The organism is Rhizobium sp. UGM030330-04 (assembly GCF_003208455.1).
Taxonomy (GTDB): domain Bacteria; phylum Pseudomonadota; class Alphaproteobacteria; order Rhizobiales; family Rhizobiaceae; genus Agrobacterium; species Agrobacterium rhizogenes_A.
On sequence record NZ_QKML01000006.1, the window covers coordinates 121,708 to 136,630 of the forward strand.

A 14,923-nucleotide genomic window follows, 5' to 3' on the forward strand; every position below is an offset into this window, starting at 1 on the left:
ATGGCCACAATCCGGTGTTTGGAAGTTTTTTCAGAGCCGGAAACCATGTCTGGAGCCGGCATTGTCCCCGAAAGGTTCAAAATGTTGCGCTATAATAAAATTGCGGCTGCGGTGATTGTGGCCACGCTCGGCCTTCAGTTTCCGGCTTTCGCGCAGGAAGACAAGGTTGTCGCCAAGGTTGGCGATCTGGAAATCCACCAGTCCGAACTCGACCTCGCCATGGGCAACCTCGACCCGCAGCTCGCGCAGCTGCCTGACGAGCAGAAGAAGGTCGCGGCCCTTTCCGGCGCCATCGACGTCAAGCTTCTGGTGAAGAACGCGACCGCCGAAGGTCTGGAAAAGACTGAAGATTTCAAGAAGCGCATGGATTTCATCCAGGACCGCGAGCTGCACAACGCCTATTTCCGCAAGCATGTGGTCGACGCCGTTACCGCTGACGAAGTAAAGGCCCGCTACGACAAGGAAGTCGCAGCCTTGCCGCAGGAAGAGGAAATCAAGGCCGCGCACATTCTCGTCGCCAGCGAGGACGAAGCCAAGGACATCATCAAGCAGCTTGATTCGGGTAAGGATTTCGCCGCACTCGCCAAGGAAAAATCGACCGATTCCAACAAGGACGACGGCGGTGATCTTGGCTGGTTCGGCAAGGGCCGCATGGTGCCGGAATTCGAGGAAGCCGCTTTCGGCCTCGAAAAGGGCGCCTACACCAAGACCCCGGTAAAGACCCAGTTCGGCTTCCACGTCATCAAGCTGGAAGACAAGCGCATCGCTCCGCCGCCGGCTTTCGAGCAGGTTGAGCCGCAGGTTCGTCAGCTTGTCATGCGTGACAAATACGTTGCCCTCATCGAGAAGGCAAAGGCTGACCAGAAGATCGAAATCATGGATGAGACGCTGAAGAAGGGCTACGACGAAGCCACGAAGGAACAGCAGGCTCAGCAGCCGCAGCAGTAAGAATTCATGCTACGGGGCGGCTATGGGCCGCCCCGTTTCATCTCAGGCACTTTCATACCCTCCGTTTCCAGAATTTCAGGCGCTTTTCCATGTCCGTTGCCGTTTCTCCGCTTGCTCCGAAATCCTATCCCGACATGCCTGCGCTGCGCGGTGTTCGCATGGCGACGGCCGCCGCCGGCATCAAGTACAAGAACCGCACGGACGTTCTCCTGATGGTGTTCGACAAGCCGGCAAGCGTGGCCGGTGTTTTCACCAGATCGAAATGCCCTTCCGCCCCGGTTGATTTCTGCCGCGCCAATCTCGGCGGCGGTGTGGCCCGTGCCGTGGTGGTCAATTCCGGCAATGCCAACGCCTTCACCGGCGTCAGGGGCAAGGCCGCGACCGAGCTGACGGCGAAATCCGCCGCCGCTGCCGTCGGCTGCTCCGAAGGCGAGGTCTTCCTGGCATCGACCGGCGTGATCGGCGAGCCGCTGGATGCCTCGAAATTTGCCGGTGTTCTCGGCGACATGAACGTCAGGGCAGAGGCCGATTTCTGGCAGGAAGCCGCCAAGGCGATCATGACGACCGACACCTATCCCAAGGTTTCGACCCGCACCGCCGAGATCGGCGGTGTGATCGTCACGATCAACGGCATCTCCAAGGGCGCCGGCATGATTGCGCCCGATATGGCGACGATGCTCTCCTTTGTGGTGACGGATGCCGATATCGAGCCTGCCGCCCTGCAATCCCTGCTTTCTGCCGGCGTCGGTCCGACGTTTAATTCCGTGACGGTCGACAGCGATACCTCCACCTCCGATACGCTGATGCTGTTTGCCACGGGTGCAGCGGCCGAAGACGGTCAGGTGAAGGTGACGAGCGCCGATGACGAGCGCCTGGCCGGCTTTCGTGCCGCACTGAACGATCTCCTGAAGGATCTGGCGCTGCAGGTGGTTCGTGATGGCGAGGGCGCGCGCAAGATGGTGGAAGTCACCGTAACAGGCGCGGAAAACGATGCCGCCGCCAAGAAGATCGCCCTTTCCGTCGCCAATTCGCCGCTGGTGAAGACTGCGGTTGCCGGCGAGGACGCCAATTGGGGCCGCGTCGTCATGGCTGTCGGCAAATCCGGTGAGATGGCCGACCGCGACCGCCTCGCCATCTGGTTCGGTGGCGTGCGCGTGGCCGTCAATGGCGAGCGCGACCCGGATTATTCGGAAGCGGAAACCAGCGCGGTGATGCGTCTCGAAGACATTCCGGTGAAGGTGGATATCGGTCTCGGGCAGGGCACGGCCACCGTCTGGACCTGTGATCTGACGAAGGAATATGTTGCGATCAACGGCGACTACCGGAGCTGACCGTTGGAGCCGAAGAGAATGCAGGATAACAAAGCCGTCAATCTGCCGCTGGTTCGCCGTCTGGAAGCCGTCAGCTTCCGGGCATGGCCCGCCTCGTCGGTAATTTATGACGGCAGCTGGCAAATCCGTCTCACGGGTTCGCATCCTTCCAAACGCATCAACTGCGTGGTGCCGCTCGATCCGTCCGATTACGGAAATTGTGCGGTGCGGCTGGAAAAGGCGCGCAAGCGTTTCGAGGATTTCGGCCGGCCGCTGGTGGTGCGCGAAACCACGCTGATGCCGCCGCAGCTTATGGACTTTCTGGCGGAAGATGGCTGGTCCGTGTTTGAAGAAGTCATGGTCATGACCGCTGATCTTTCCGGCATGGAACTGCCGGAAACGCTGGTCAGCCTGCCGAGCCACGACATCGGCCGTTTTGTCGAAGCGAGCATCAAGGTCAGCGATGGCGATCCGGCGTTGCGTCCGGCAATTGCGGAGATCGTCAGTTCCATCAAGCCGTCGCTCGGCCTCTTCATCAATGAGGAGGTGGAAGGCAATCCACTCGCGACCGTTATCTGCGTGCAGGATAATGACCTTGCCGGCATTCTCTCGCTCGACGTTGCCGCGTCGCAGCGAAAAAGGGGACTCGGCACGCAAATTCTGGCATCGGCGCTGCGCTGGGCGAGGATTAGCGGCGCCAAGAGCGCATGGCTGCAGGTGGACACCACCAATGCAGGTGCGATTGCGCTTTACGAGAAATTCGGCTTCACCGAGGCTTATCGTTACCGCTACTGGCGCAAGGGTGCTGAAGAATGAGTGAGGCGGGCAAAAAGATCCTGCTGGTCGCTGCCTGCGCGCTTCTCGATCAGGATGGCCGCATTCTTCTGGCGCAGCGGCCCGAGGGCAAGTCTCTCGCCGGCCTGTGGGAATTTCCCGGCGGCAAGGTGGAGCACGGTGAAACGCCGGAAGAGACCCTTGTCCGTGAACTGGACGAGGAACTGGGCATCAAGACCAAGGTTGCCTGCCTTGCGCCGCTGACCTTCGCCAGCCACACCTACGAGACCTTTCACCTGCTGATGCCGCTTTACGTGTGCCGTCGTTATGAAGGCATCGCGCATGGGCGGGAAGGACAGGCGCTGAAATGGGTGAAGCCGCAGGCTCTGCGCGATTATCCCATGCCGCCGGCCGATGAGCCGCTGATTCCGTTCCTGCAGGATCTGCTATAGGACCACAGGGCCATCGGGATTGACGCGACAAGCACCGCCGGTCGGGCGATGCCGTTGTTTGATCACGGGTATCGCGCTTCCATTTGACGTTGTCTCCGGGCCTGTCCGAGGCACGATGAAGGCGGATTTCGGGGTGTGTCAGTGCGGCTGGACTGGCTGGGCGACGGTGGTGGCTTGCCCTTTCCCGGTCTTCTTCCGTCACAGCTTCGTGAAAATGCCCTGCAGCGTCCGCTTTGCCGTGCCAAAACGAGGCTATGTTAAGAGATCGTTCAGCACCCTCTGGCAGATTGTTAAGCTAAAGAAGCGGTAAACTGCGCGAGACGAGGTTGGTCATGAACGAGGATTTCTGGAAGACGGTGGAAGGTCGTCACTCTTATTCCGATAAATCCCGTCGCACCGGCGTTCTGAATGTCGCGCTGCTTTTCGGTACGGCCGTTATCGCGCTTTCCCTGATCGTGACCCCCATGCTTGCCGGAAAATCATCCACGCGCGTGGCGCAGTTTCCCGACAATTATGACATGATCAGCACCGGCTCGATCAAGAAGACCGACATGGGCAAGACCTATTCCATCCGCCGCAGCATAACCCAGCCGATGCCGGAAATGCCCTGTGTCGTGACCGGTTATAACAACGAGAGCGGTTGCTGATCGTTTACCATCATCGGTAACCGATTCCTCACACTGGTCACCTAAGATATATTCGATTTCAATAAAGCATAGTGCCGGCCGGCGGAATAAACCGGATGGTGGATGGGGAATATCCTGTGCTGCGTTCTTTTATCGATTTCTGCAAAAACGAAGACGGGGCTACCGCAGTCGAATACGGTCTGATCGTCGGGGTGATTTCCGCAGCACTCATCGCTGGCGCCGGCACCATCAGCAGTAACATCAACACGGTTTTCAAGTTTATCGCCGATACTTTCGCGAACAGCTGAAAGTGTTGGGGCAAGCGCTCAGGACAGTTTCACCTCGGTTGTCTTCAGTGCATCCGCAAGGCGCATTTTGGCGGAGCCGGGTTTCAGCGGTTTCTGCTGGCTCTCATGTGGCGCCCAACCCGAGACATAGATGATGGAAAACGTCGCTCTTATCCGGCCATCGGGATCGGAATAACGCTCGGCGTAAAGCTCCGCTGCCCGCAGGAAAAAGGCGCGGTTGAGCGGCTTTCGGCTTCGGCTTGCCAAGGGATTGGCCATGCCCATGGCGCGCAGGTCGCGCATCAGCGGAAAGATCGAATCGTAACGCACCGTATAGGTCTCGGCATCGGTGACGGGCAGTGCGAAACCGGCCCGTTGCAAAAGCGCGCCGACATCGCGCACATCGGCGAAGGGAATGACACGCGGGCTTGCACCGCCCGTCAGTTCCGCCTCGGCCGTCAGCAAAACGTCGCGTAATTCCTGCAGGGTGCCGCTGCCGGGGATGGCGCCGAGGAAAAGGCCGTCCGGCTTCAATGCCCGCCGGATCTGGATCAGCGCACCGGGCGTGTCATTGGTCAGATGCAGGGCAAGCGGCGAAACGACAAGATTGGCGGAGGCTTCCTCCAGCGGCAGATGTTCCATGGAGGCCGCCTCGGGAATATTACCATCAGTTGCAAAACAGCTTTCCGTTTCAATACGGCGAATGCCGTCGACTTTGCCCGTCTCCGCCAGCCGCCGGGCCGTGACGCCGGTTCCACCGTGCAGTTCGATCGCTGTCTCGAACCGGCGCTCGACGATGGCAAGCCTGTCAGCCAGCTCTTCGGCCGCCATGTCGAGAAGAAACAGGGCCTTGTCGTCGCGCCGGTTCCATGCCCGGTGACGGTTTTGTTCGATCAGGGCTTGGTCAAAGAGAATATCCATCGTCTTGCCTGCTCGGCCTCTGGCACCTTGGGGACAGGCGGGGCCGTATCGTTGCTGTCATGCCGCTTCGGGCATCGCGCCCTGTGTCGAACCGGGGCGTATCGCTCTCGCAAAGGCACCCGTTCGGCGCTAAAGTCAACCTCATGGGTGCTGGTGACGATCTGTTTTCGGAATTGCTGTCGAAATCCGCTGCCATGCCGGCTGCGGGCCGCGACATGTTGCACTCGTTCTTCCGTCTCATCTATCCGCCGACCTGCGCGGGCTGCAATCGCATGACCGGCGGCGATGGGGCCCTGTGCCCCGGTTGCTGGCGGGATGTGGCCTTTATCGATCGCCCTTTCTGCGAGGTTCTTGGCACTCCCTTCGCGCGGGATCACGGTGAGGGAGTGATAAGCGCCAGGGCCATTGCCGATCCGCCGCCGTTTGACCGCCTGCGCGCCGTCGCCTGCCATGAGGGCACTGCCCGCAAGCTGGTACATCGGCTGAAATATCAGGACCGCACCGATCTCGCCGGCTTGATGGCGTTATGGATGTTGCGGGCAAGTGACGGAACGGTCGACGCCTGCGATTGCATCGTACCGGTTCCCCTGCATCGCCGCCGCTTCCTGCGCCGCCGGTTCAATCAGTCCGCCGAGCTGGCGCGGCATCTGGCGAGAGCCGCAGGCAAACCGCTGCTTGCCGGCACGCTGCTGCGCGTGAAGCCGACCGAACGGCAGGTGGGGCTCTCCGCGCCTGCCCGGCAGGATAATGTGCGGGGCGCTTTCTCCCTCGCGCCCGGTCGGGAGGCCGATGTTCATGGCAAGCGCGTGGTGCTGGTGGACGACGTCTACACCACCGGTGCGACGGTGGGTGCGGCAAGCCGCGCCCTGCGCAAGGCAGGTGCCGCGGATGTGACAGTTTTGACCTTTGCAATGGCCGTTTCCGGGCCTATATGAAGCCTGAATGACATGAGGAAACCGTGCGTCTGGTCGCACGTTTGCGAGGTTTTGAACAACATGGCACCGGTAGCGATCTATACGCGGGATTTTTGTGGTTATTGCGCGCGCGCCAAGGCGCTGCTGGACAGCAAGGGTGTGGATTATGCCGAATATAATTCCACCACGACGCCGGAATACCGGCAGGAAATGATCGAGAAATCCGGTGGAACGACCTTCCCGCAAATCTTCATCAATGGCCAGCATGTCGGCGGTTGTGATGATCTGCATGCGCTGGAGCGCGCCGGCAAACTGGACGCCATGCTGGCTGCCTGACCGGGCCGATCGACGGAGGATGTGATGAGTTTCAAGGCTGCCGCCATCCAGATGCGCTCCGGCGTCGACTCGGTGAGAAACGCCGCCGATATGGAACGGCTGGTGCGCACCGCTGCGGCTGAGGGGGCTGTTTATGTGCAGACCCCGGAAATGACGGGCGCCATCCAGAAGGACAGGCAGGCGCTTCGTGCCCAGCTGCGCGACGACGATGGCGACATCATCGTTGCGACCGCCGCCCGTCTTGCCCGCGAACTCGGCATCCATGTCCATGTCGGCTCCACGGCCATTGCCCGCCCCGACGGCAAGATCGCCAATCGCGGCTTTCTCTTCGCGCCGGATGGCTCGCGCATCTGCAGCTATGACAAGATTCATATGTTCGATGTCGATCTCGACAATGGCGAAAGCTGGCGCGAAAGCGCTGCCTATGAGCCCGGCGAAGTGGCGCGTATCGCCGAACTTCCCTTGGCGAAATTCGGCTTCGCCATCTGCTATGACGTCCGTTTCCCGCAGCTTTTCCGGGCGGAAGCGCTGGCCGGTGCCGAAGTTCTGACGGTGCCCGCCGCTTTCACCCGCCAGACGGGAGAGGCCCATTGGGAAATCTTGCTGCGCGCCCGCGCCATTGAGAATGGTGCATTTGTCATCGCCGCCGCACAGGCCGGGGTGCATGAGGACGGGCGCGAGACTTTCGGCCATTCCGTCATCATTGACCCCTGGGGCAGGGTTTTGGCCATTGCCGGCGGCGGCGGGGAGGAGATCATCTTCGCCGAGATCGATACGTCGCTGGTTGCGGCCGCGCGCGGAAAAATTCCCAATCTGCGCAATGCCCGAGAATTCGGGCTGGATACGGTTGTTCCCCTGAAACCTGCCGGAGGTGAGGCTGCGTGATCCGTTATGCGCTGGCCTGTGAAAAGGGCCATGAGTTTGAAGGCTGGTTTGCCGGTAGCGACGATTTCGACAATCAGTTGCAGCGCGGCTTCCTGTCCTGCCCGGTCTGCAATTCCGTGCAGGTCTCCAAACTTCTGATGGCGCCTTCGGTGTCCACTGCGCGCAAGAAGGACGAACGCCAGACGCTCGCCATGGACACGGCGAAAAAGGAAGCGATTGCGAAAATCCGCGAGGCCGTCGCCAATATCCGCGCCAATGCCGAGGATGTCGGCGATAAATTCCCTGAAGAGGCCCGCAAGATCCATTATGGCGAGGCGGACGAGCGCGGCATCATCGGCAATGCCTCCGTGCAGGAAGCCAAGGCCCTGCTGGACGAGGGCATCGAAATCGCACCGCTGCCGTCATTGCCTGACGACATAAACTGAGTTTGCCAATGCGGGTAGCAATCTATAATTTCGGAATACAGATTGCCGCCTATGATGATCCCGCTGTTGCCGGATTTGCCCGGCGCGAACCTTTGAATTTCATGGCCGCCGAACGCGCGGAAGGTTTCATCGGCCGGTCCGGTTACGAAGGCGAACCCGGACCCGCAAGCTGGGGTGTGCAGGTCTTCCCACGTTTCCTGAAGGAAAACGGCGCGACAAGCGGTGTTTCATCCTTTTCGCTCTGGCGCGATCTCGAATCGCTGATGGCGTATTCCTACTCCGGCGTGCATGCCGAGGCCCTGAAGCACGGACGCAACTGGAATACTCCACAGAAATGGCCGCCGCTCGTTCTATGGTGGGTGGATGCGGCGGATAATCCTCTCTGGACAGATGCCGTCAGAAGGTTCGAACATCTGCACGACCATGGCCCGTCGCCACAGGCGTTCAATTTCAAACAGCCTTTCGCGGCGAACGGAACTCCGATTGAAATCGACCGGGCCGAAGTCCGGAAGATCGCCGCAAGAAATGCTGCCGGGCAAAGGGAGCTGCTGTCGGCGGTGCAGGCTATTCCAGTCTGAATGCCGATTTATGCCGGGCGTTTCGCCAGCATCATGTAATTGACATCCATATCCGGCGAGAGATTCCAGCGATCCTGCAGCACGTTGTAGAAGACGCCAGTGCGGTGGATGATATCCATGCCGCTTGCCACCATCGGCCGCTCAAGCTCTTCCGGGCGGACCAGTTTCTCATACTGATGGGTGCCACGCGGCAGCCAGCGCAGCACGTTTTCGGCGGCGAAGATGGCCAGCGCCCGAGCCTTCAGCGTGCGGTTGATGGTGGCGGCGAACATCAGCCCGCCGGGGCGCACCATTTTGGCGCAGGTGGTGACGAAAAAATCGACATTGGCCACATGTTCCACCACCTCCATGTTGAGGATGACGTCGAAGGTTTCGCCCGCTTCCTGCAATTGTTCGGCGGTCACGGCGCGGTAGTCGACATTGACCCCGCTTTCGCGCGCATGGGTGGAGGCGATGCCGATGTTTTTTTCCGAGGGATCGGCGCCCACCACGGTGGCGCCCATGCGTGCCACGGGTTCGGAAAGAAGGCCGCCACCGCAGCCGATATCCAGCACGCGCAGCCCTTCCAGCGGGCGATGTGCTTTCGGGTCACGACCGAAATTTTCGCAGACACGGTTGCGGATATATTCGAGCCGCACCGGGTTGAACTTGTGCAGCGGGCGGAACTTGCCTGTCGGGCTCCACCATTCCGCAGCCATCGCGGAGAAGCGATCCACTTCGCTCTGGTCGACGGTCGTCTGTGCGGTCTCGCTCATGGTTCTGCTCCATATTGCTGTTGCATTGAAGTCGGATGATTGCCCCCCGAAGTCAAGACCGAGGGTCGGTTCCGCAGGCAAATTGTCAGGTGCGCATTGCCGCAGGTGGAACTGATATGGCGCCTCATCTGTTTCATGCTGCGTTCATCGAGGAACGCGTATTTTCCGATCGTGGCAGTATGCGGAATGCATACTCGTCCATCGAAAGCGATGGATGCCGACAAGGGCAAAGCGGGCCTTTGCTTGAGGAGAAAGAAGTGAAGAAAAAACTGTTTGGCGCAATTGCGCTGGTGGCCATGCTCGCCGCGCCGGCTCTTGCCGAAGCTGCGACGCGCGGTTTCGCCACCGCGAATGTGAATATGCGCTCCGGCCCGAGCACGGCCTATCCGGCCGTTGTCGTGATCCCCAATGGCGCACCGCTCACCGTGCATGGCTGCCTGTCCGATACGCCCTGGTGCGATGTTTCCTTTGTGGCCGGTCGCGGCTGGGTCGCCGGGCGCTATATCGAAACCACCTACCGACAGAACCGGGTCTATGTCGAGCCGCGCTACTACCGCGATCTCGGCGTGCCGATCATCACCTTCGAAGCCGGCCGGTACTGGGACCGTTATTATCGCGACCGCGATTTTTACCGCGAGCGTGATCGCTGGCGTCGCCCGTCCGGCGGTTACTGGAATGCCGCACCGCCGCCGCCGCGCGCAGACTGGGATCGTCCGCGTCCACGCGACGAGTGGCGTGATGGCCGCCGGGACGACTGGCGCGACGGTCGCCGCGATGAATCACGTGATCCGCGCCAGGGCGGTGGACCGAATGATGGCCGCTGGGAGCGCCGTTATGGCGACTGGAACCAGGGCGATCGTAATCAGGGTGACAGAAATCAGGGCGATAGACCGCGCCGTGAGGACAATCGCCCCCGTGCCGAAGACGATAACCGGGACCGCAACCGCGACCGTCAACCAAACGAGAATGGGGGCCGGCTCCCTCCGGAGCGTCGCCAGTGGGATGATCCACGCCGCGCGCCTGCTTCGGAAAATCTCCGGGGTGGCTGCCGGATCGGCGATCCGGGCTGCGACGCACGCTAAACAGACAAAGCCCGGCGAGATTTCGTCGGGCTTTTTCATTTGCTGCTTCAGATGACTATGTGGGAGTCTTTATTTCGCAGCGGCAGCCTTGCGAGCGCGGGCCTTGGGTTTCGCCGGCGCTTCCGCATCCGGTGTAGCGGCTTCAGCGGCAACGGCCTTGGGAGCTGCCTTCTTGCGCTGCGCAGGTTTCGTCGCTTCCGATGTTTTCAGCAGCGAGAATTCATGTTTTGCCTGTTCCCAGTGTTCCGCATCGCGGCCGTGGGGATGGCCTTCCTTTTCCCAGAGAGTATAGGCCCGTTTACTGATCCATTCGTGTTCCGAAACCTGCATGCTCGTCTCCCGTTGCTGTTTACAGCGCCTTTGAGAAGGCGACATTCCGCTTGGTCCGGCACATGCTCGACAGGAATCAATGCCGGCATTTCCAGGACCCATTACATGCCATGATCTTCCGGGCGTCAAGCAAACATGCTGCATTGCGAAAGGGGATTTCCGGCATTTTGTGCCGGTAAAGGCGGTTTGGACGCAAGGCGTTCCCACACGGCAACATCAACGTTGCGTGATGACGCCAACGCCGCCAAGATGGGCGGGTAAACGGCAGTGGAGGAGACACACTTGGAACAGAAAATGGAAGCGGAGGCGCAGGTCGTTGTCGAGAAGGCCGGGGCGGCCGGCATCATCCGCCTCAACCGTCCCAAAGCCATCAACAGCCTGACACTGCCGATGGTGCGTGCCCTGTTTCAGGCGCTCCAGCGTTTCGAGGACGATCCCGATATTTCCTGTGTGGTGCTGACGGGGGAGGGTGAAAGAGGGCTTTGCGCCGGCGGTGACGTCCGCATCATCCACGATCTCGGCAAAGCGGGCGATCCGCAGGTGCTGGAATTCTGGCGGGAGGAGTTTCCGCTCAATTATCGCATCGCCCGTTTTGGCAAACCCTATGTGGCATTGATGGATGGTATCGTCATGGGCGGCGGTGTCGGCATTTCCGCCCATGGCAGCCACCGCATCGTGACCGAGCGGACAAGGCTCGCCATGCCGGAAACGGGCATCGGCTATTTCCCGGATGTCGGCGGCTCCTGGCTGCTGCCGAGGGCGCCGGGTGAATGCGGCACCTGGCTGGGGCTGACGGGCAACACCGTTGCCGCCGCCGATGCCATCCATGCCGGTTTTGCCGATTATTACATCGGGTCCGACCGGCTCGATGCGCTGGTGCGGGATTTGTCTCAGGCTGCGGATACCCAAGCGGTCGAGGCGGCGATCGCGGCTCACGCCATGGAGGCCGGCAAGGGCGTTCTGGCCGCAAACCGGGATGTCATCGACGCGACATTCCGGTTTGACACGGTCGAGGAAATCTTCGCCGCACTTTCGGCGCGGGACGATGTGTTTTCGAAAGATACCCTTGAGGTCCTGAACAGGCGCTCTCCCACCAGCCTGAAGCTGACCCTGAAACTCTTGCGCCTTGGCCGGGAAAGCGCGAGCCTGATCGAATGCCTCGAAAGAGAGTTTGCCGCCGGCACCGAGATATTGCGCCAGCATGATTTTTACGAAGGCGTGCGTGCGGCTTTGGTCGACAAGGACCGTAATCCCCGCTGGCGGCCGGCGCGGCTGGAAGAGGTGCGCGAGGAGGATCTTGCGCCCTATTTTGCCGAACATTCCGGCAATCTGTTTCCAGAGCATCGTCTTTGAGATGACGCAAAAGAAATCCGGCTTCTCGTCCTATATGAAATCATCGCCTTTGGAAGTTTGATTCTTTGGGTGAAATTTCCAATCGACGCCTCCGCAAAGCACGACTGTTTCTCGTCGCTATGGTCGCCGCCCGCTATGTTTGGCACCATTCGATTTGCCGGGGGTATTCATGAAGCGTCTTCTCATTATCGGTACTGCCATTGCCGCCCTTTTTGCGGGTGCGGCGCAGGCGCAGTCTCCGACCACCATTCTCAATGCATCCTACGATGTCGCCCGTGAAGTTTTCGCGGCCGAGAACGAGGCGTTCATCAAGCAGCATCCCGGTGTGACCGTCGACCAGTCACATGCCGGCACCTCCAAGCAGGCGCGCGCCATTGTTGAGGGCCTGGAAGCTGACGTGGTCACCTTCAACCAGGTCACCGATGTCGATTTTCTGGTGAAGCAGGGTTTCGTTTCCGCCGACTGGCAGAAGGATTTTCCGAACGATGCCTCGCCGTTCTATTCCTTCCCATCCTTCCTCGTGCGTACCGGCAACCCCAAGGGTATCAAGGACTGGGACGATCTTGCCCGCGATGACGTGAAGGTGGTTTTTCCCAATCCGAAGACTTCGGGTAACGCCCGCTACACCTATCTCGCCGCCACGGCTTACGCCAAGGAGAAGTTCAACGGCGACGAGGCGAAGGTTCAGGAATTCGTCAAGAAGATCTTCGACAACACGCCGGTGTTCGATACCGGAGGCCGCGCCGCCACCACCACCTTCGTGGAACGCGAGATCGGCGACGTGCTGATCACCTTCGAAGCCGAGACGCGTGGCATTGCCAAGCAATATGGCGCAGACAAGGTGGAAGGCGTCGTGCCCTCCGTCAGCCTGCTGGCCGAGTTCCCGGTGGCCGTGGTGGACAAGGTGGTCGACAAGCGCGGCTCGCGCGATCTGGCCAAGAGCTATCTCGACTTCCTCTATACCGAAGAGGGTCAGCGCATCGCCGCCGAATTCGGTCACCGCGTCCACAATGAAAAGGTCGTCGGCGAGTTCAAGGACAAGTTCCCGGCCATTCGCCTCGTCAACGTCAATGATGTGTTCGGCGGCTGGGACAAAATCCAGAAAGAGCATTTTGCATCCGGCGCCACGCTTGATACGCTTTACGGCAGCCGTTAATCACAGCAGCAAAGAACGGTCAGAAGACCCGGCGGGAAACTGCCGGGTCGCTTTATGATGAATTGGGGGCGGGTTTGAAGCGGAATGTTCTGCCGGGGCTGAAATTGTCCCTTGGCGTTACTCTCACCTACGTCGCCATCATCGTGCTTTTGCCGCTCTCGGCGCTGGTGTTCAAGGCGGCAAGTCTGGGACCTGCAGAATATTGGTCCATCATCTCTTCGCCGCGCGCCGTTGCCAGTTACCGCGTCACCGTGCTCTGCGCGCTCGCCGCCACGCTGTTTAACGTCATTTTCGGACTGGCGCTTGCCTGGGTGCTGACGCGTTACCGCTTTCCGGGCTGGCGTATCATCGATGCCATCGTCGATCTGCCGTTTGCGCTTCCCACCGCCGTTGCCGGCATTGCGCTGACGACGCTGTTTGCGGGCAATGGCTGGTTCGGTTCGGTACTTGCGCAATTCGGTATCAAGGTGGCCTATACGCCGCTTGGCATCATGGTGGCGATGGCCTTTACCAGCCTGCCCTTCATCGTGCGCACCGTGCAGCCGGTGCTGGAAGACCTCGACCCGGCGCTGGAGGAAGCGGCGCAGTCGCTCGGCGGCTCCGATCTTGAAATCTTCCGCAAGATCATCCTGCCGCTTTTGACACCGGCGCTTTTGGCGGGTCTTTCCCTTTCCTTTGCCCGCAGCCTTGGCGAATTCGGGGCGATCATCTTCATTGCCGGCAATCAGCCGTTTTCGACTGAGATCACCGCGCTGCTGATCTTCATCCGGCTGGAGGAATATGATTACCAGGCGGCCGCCGCCATCGCCTCCGTGCTGCTCATGACCGCTTTCGTGATGCTGGCCGTGACGAACTACCTGCAGGCGCGTGCGCTTCGTTATACCGTGAGGAGCTGAGACATGAGCGCCGTTTCTTCACATCGCAAGCCGCCGCGTGTCGGCGATGCCGCGTGGGTTCGCCGCAGCCTGATCGCTTTCGTGCTTGTCATCGGTGCGCTGCTGGTCGTCGCACCGCTCGTTATCATCGGCGTCGAAGCCTTTTCGCAGGGCTGGAAGGCTTATTCGGCGACCATCACCCATCCCGACACCCGCCACGCCATCATGCTGACGGTGCTGACGGCGCTGATTGCCGTGCCGGTCAACACCGCCTTCGGGGTTGCGGCCGCATGGGCGATCACCAAGTTCGATTTTCCCGGCCGGCGCTTCCTGCTGGTGCTGATCGAGATACCCTTCTCCATCTCGCCGATCGTCGCCGGTGTCGCCTACCTCTTCGTTTATGGGCTGCAGGGGCTGTTCGGGCCGTTCCTCGATGCGCATGATATCAAGATACTGTTTGCGCTGCCCGGCATCGTCATCGCCTCGATGTTTGTCACGGCACCCTTCGTGGCGCGGGAACTCATCCCGCTGATGCAGGCGCAGGGGCGCGATCTGGAAGAGGCGGCGACTTCGCTTGGCGCATCCGGCTGGCGTACCTTCTTTTCCGTGACGCTGCCGAATATCAAATGGGCGCTGCTTTACGGCGTCGTGCTGTGCAATGCCCGCGTGATGGGTGAATTCGGTGCGGTATCGGTCGTATCGGGCAATATTCGCGGCCAGACCAACACGCTGCCGCTGCACATCGAGCTGCTCTACCATGACTACCAGACGGCTGGCGCCTTTGCCTCGGCCTCCATCCTCGCTTTGCTCGCCGTCGTCACCATCATCGCCAAGGTGGCGCTGGAACGGCGCGGTGCCGGGCGTGGGCGCAAAAAGACCAACGGCGATGCCGCCATCGCCACGGAGACCTGATTCC

At 60.5% G+C, this 14,923-nt stretch carries 19 protein-coding genes; 16 read left to right on the forward strand and 3 right to left on the reverse strand.

The annotated features are described in order from the left end of the window. The first annotated feature begins 81 nt into the window (after positions 1–81). From N434_RS11135 to N434_RS11165, 6 genes are all read left to right on the forward strand, one after another. On the forward strand, positions 82–948 hold the full coding sequence (locus tag N434_RS11135; RefSeq protein ID WP_110757991.1) for a peptidylprolyl isomerase: 867 nt from the start codon (positions 82–84) through the stop codon (positions 946–948). An 89-nt stretch (positions 949–1,037) separates the two neighbouring features. Beyond that, positions 1,038–2,279 (forward strand): bifunctional glutamate N-acetyltransferase/amino-acid acetyltransferase ArgJ, encoded by a 1,242-nt coding sequence (gene argJ / locus N434_RS11140; RefSeq protein WP_110757772.1) that lies wholly within the window; start codon positions 1,038–1,040, stop codon positions 2,277–2,279. An 18-nt stretch (positions 2,280–2,297) separates the two neighbouring features. After that, positions 2,298–3,074 carry a GNAT family N-acetyltransferase gene (locus N434_RS11145; protein ID WP_065118049.1) on the forward strand — a complete coding sequence of 259 codons (777 nt, stop codon included), beginning with the start codon at positions 2,298–2,300 and terminating at the stop codon, positions 3,072–3,074. After that, positions 3,071–3,484, forward strand: coding sequence for an 8-oxo-dGTP diphosphatase MutT (gene mutT, locus N434_RS11150; protein WP_020012084.1), 414 nt, complete (start codon positions 3,071–3,073; stop codon positions 3,482–3,484). The genes N434_RS11145 and mutT overlap by 4 nt, the downstream gene beginning before the upstream one ends. Before the next feature lie 332 nt (positions 3,485–3,816). Continuing rightward, entirely contained in the window at positions 3,817–4,131 is a 315-nt protein-coding gene (locus N434_RS11160) for a hypothetical protein (RefSeq protein ID WP_065118051.1), read from the forward strand. Between the two features lie 95 nt (positions 4,132–4,226). Next, the gene (locus N434_RS11165; protein ID WP_065118052.1) at positions 4,227–4,418 is read left to right on the forward strand and encodes a Flp family type IVb pilin; all 192 of its coding nucleotides are present in this window, start codon (positions 4,227–4,229) and stop codon (positions 4,416–4,418) included. Positions 4,419–4,436: 18 nt separating this feature from the next. On the opposite strand, the gene N434_RS11170 is transcribed toward N434_RS11165, so the two are convergent. Further along, positions 4,437–5,318 (reverse strand): methyltransferase domain-containing protein, encoded by an 882-nt coding sequence (locus N434_RS11170; protein ID WP_110757775.1) that lies wholly within the window; start codon positions 5,316–5,318, stop codon positions 4,437–4,439. A 143-nt stretch (positions 5,319–5,461) separates the two neighbouring features. Here N434_RS11170 and N434_RS11175 point away from each other — a divergent pair, with 143 nt between their 5' ends. From N434_RS11175 to N434_RS11195, 5 genes are read left to right on the forward strand one after another with little or no spacing between them, the layout of a single operon-like run. After that, positions 5,462–6,253: a ComF family protein gene (locus N434_RS11175; RefSeq protein WP_110757777.1), complete on the forward strand. Its 792-nt coding sequence runs from the start codon at positions 5,462–5,464 to the stop codon at positions 6,251–6,253. Positions 6,254–6,313: 60 nt separating this feature from the next. Further along, positions 6,314–6,568 carry a glutaredoxin 3 gene (gene grxC, locus N434_RS11180; RefSeq protein ID WP_065118130.1) on the forward strand — a complete coding sequence of 85 codons (255 nt, stop codon included), beginning with the start codon at positions 6,314–6,316 and terminating at the stop codon, positions 6,566–6,568. Positions 6,569–6,592: 24 nt separating this feature from the next. Beyond that, complete coding sequence (locus N434_RS11185) at positions 6,593–7,453, forward strand: carbon-nitrogen hydrolase family protein (RefSeq protein ID WP_110757778.1); 861 nt, start codon at positions 6,593–6,595, stop codon at positions 7,451–7,453. Beyond that, entirely contained in the window at positions 7,450–7,878 is a 429-nt protein-coding gene (locus N434_RS11190; RefSeq protein ID WP_046801875.1) for a DUF1178 family protein, read from the forward strand. The genes N434_RS11185 and N434_RS11190 overlap by 4 nt, the downstream gene beginning before the upstream one ends. 8 nt (positions 7,879–7,886) lie before the next feature. Continuing rightward, a complete protein-coding gene (locus N434_RS11195) occupies positions 7,887–8,456 on the forward strand; it encodes a DUF3291 domain-containing protein (RefSeq protein ID WP_065118056.1) in 570 nt (189 codons plus the stop codon). Between the two features lie 8 nt (positions 8,457–8,464). Here N434_RS11195 and ubiG read toward each other — a convergent pair whose 3' ends face one another. After that, positions 8,465–9,211, reverse strand: coding sequence for a bifunctional 2-polyprenyl-6-hydroxyphenol methylase/3-demethylubiquinol 3-O-methyltransferase UbiG (gene ubiG / locus N434_RS11200; RefSeq protein ID WP_065118057.1), 747 nt, complete (start codon positions 9,209–9,211; stop codon positions 8,465–8,467). A 257-nt stretch (positions 9,212–9,468) separates the two neighbouring features. Here ubiG and N434_RS11205 point away from each other — a divergent pair, with 257 nt between their 5' ends. After that, complete coding sequence (locus N434_RS11205; protein WP_110757993.1) at positions 9,469–10,293, forward strand: SH3 domain-containing protein; 825 nt, start codon at positions 9,469–9,471, stop codon at positions 10,291–10,293. A 69-nt stretch (positions 10,294–10,362) separates the two neighbouring features. On the opposite strand, the gene N434_RS25775 is transcribed toward N434_RS11205, so the two are convergent. Next, positions 10,363–10,623 carry a DUF2934 domain-containing protein gene (locus N434_RS25775; protein ID WP_181423947.1) on the reverse strand — a complete coding sequence of 87 codons (261 nt, stop codon included), beginning with the start codon at positions 10,621–10,623 and terminating at the stop codon, positions 10,363–10,365. 282 nt (positions 10,624–10,905) lie between these two features. Between N434_RS25775 and N434_RS11215 the strand changes: the two genes are divergently transcribed. The 4 genes from N434_RS11215 to cysW all read left to right on the forward strand — a co-directional run bounded on the left by N434_RS11215 (position 10,906) and on the right by cysW (position 14,919). Beyond that, the gene (locus N434_RS11215; protein ID WP_181423948.1) at positions 10,906–11,976 is read left to right on the forward strand and encodes an enoyl-CoA hydratase/isomerase family protein; all 1,071 of its coding nucleotides are present in this window, start codon (positions 10,906–10,908) and stop codon (positions 11,974–11,976) included. Positions 11,977–12,145: 169 nt separating this feature from the next. Next, complete coding sequence (cysP, locus tag N434_RS11220; protein WP_065118061.1) at positions 12,146–13,132, forward strand: thiosulfate ABC transporter substrate-binding protein CysP; 987 nt, start codon at positions 12,146–12,148, stop codon at positions 13,130–13,132. A 74-nt stretch (positions 13,133–13,206) separates the two neighbouring features. After that, on the forward strand, positions 13,207–14,028 hold the full coding sequence (cysT, locus tag N434_RS11225; RefSeq protein WP_065118062.1) for a sulfate ABC transporter permease subunit CysT: 822 nt from the start codon (positions 13,207–13,209) through the stop codon (positions 14,026–14,028). Between the two features lie 3 nt (positions 14,029–14,031). Further along, complete coding sequence (cysW, locus tag N434_RS11230) at positions 14,032–14,919, forward strand: sulfate ABC transporter permease subunit CysW (RefSeq protein ID WP_065118063.1); 888 nt, start codon at positions 14,032–14,034, stop codon at positions 14,917–14,919. Positions 14,920–14,923: the final 4 nt, after the last annotated feature.

What these genes read in the sequence shown, in the direction of transcription:
- N434_RS11185 (WP_110757778.1), top strand. Translation starts at nt 6,593, where the DNA reads ATGAGTTTCAAGGCTGCCGCCATCCAGATGCGCTCCGGCGTCGACTCG.
- ubiG (WP_065118057.1), bottom strand. Translation starts at nt 9,211, where the DNA reads ATGAGCGAGACCGCACAGACGACCGTCGACCAGAGCGAAGTGGATCGC.
- N434_RS11160 (WP_065118051.1), top strand. Translation starts at nt 3,817, where the DNA reads ATGAACGAGGATTTCTGGAAGACGGTGGAAGGTCGTCACTCTTATTCC.
- N434_RS25775 (WP_181423947.1), bottom strand. Translation starts at nt 10,623, where the DNA reads ATGCAGGTTTCGGAACACGAATGGATCAGTAAACGGGCCTATACTCTC.
- N434_RS11175 (WP_110757777.1), top strand. Translation starts at nt 5,462, where the DNA reads ATGGGTGCTGGTGACGATCTGTTTTCGGAATTGCTGTCGAAATCCGCT.
- argJ (WP_110757772.1), top strand. Translation starts at nt 1,038, where the DNA reads ATGTCCGTTGCCGTTTCTCCGCTTGCTCCGAAATCCTATCCCGACATG.
- N434_RS11135 (WP_110757991.1), top strand. Translation starts at nt 82, where the DNA reads ATGTTGCGCTATAATAAAATTGCGGCTGCGGTGATTGTGGCCACGCTC.
- N434_RS11195 (WP_065118056.1), top strand. Translation starts at nt 7,887, where the DNA reads ATGCGGGTAGCAATCTATAATTTCGGAATACAGATTGCCGCCTATGAT.
- cysP (WP_065118061.1), top strand. Translation starts at nt 12,146, where the DNA reads ATGAAGCGTCTTCTCATTATCGGTACTGCCATTGCCGCCCTTTTTGCG.
- N434_RS11165 (WP_065118052.1), top strand. Translation starts at nt 4,227, where the DNA reads ATGGTGGATGGGGAATATCCTGTGCTGCGTTCTTTTATCGATTTCTGC.
- cysW (WP_065118063.1), top strand. Translation starts at nt 14,032, where the DNA reads ATGAGCGCCGTTTCTTCACATCGCAAGCCGCCGCGTGTCGGCGATGCC.
- mutT (WP_020012084.1), top strand. Translation starts at nt 3,071, where the DNA reads ATGAGTGAGGCGGGCAAAAAGATCCTGCTGGTCGCTGCCTGCGCGCTT.
- N434_RS11170 (WP_110757775.1), bottom strand. Translation starts at nt 5,318, where the DNA reads ATGGATATTCTCTTTGACCAAGCCCTGATCGAACAAAACCGTCACCGG.
- grxC (WP_065118130.1), top strand. Translation starts at nt 6,314, where the DNA reads ATGGCACCGGTAGCGATCTATACGCGGGATTTTTGTGGTTATTGCGCG.
- N434_RS11145 (WP_065118049.1), top strand. Translation starts at nt 2,298, where the DNA reads ATGCAGGATAACAAAGCCGTCAATCTGCCGCTGGTTCGCCGTCTGGAA.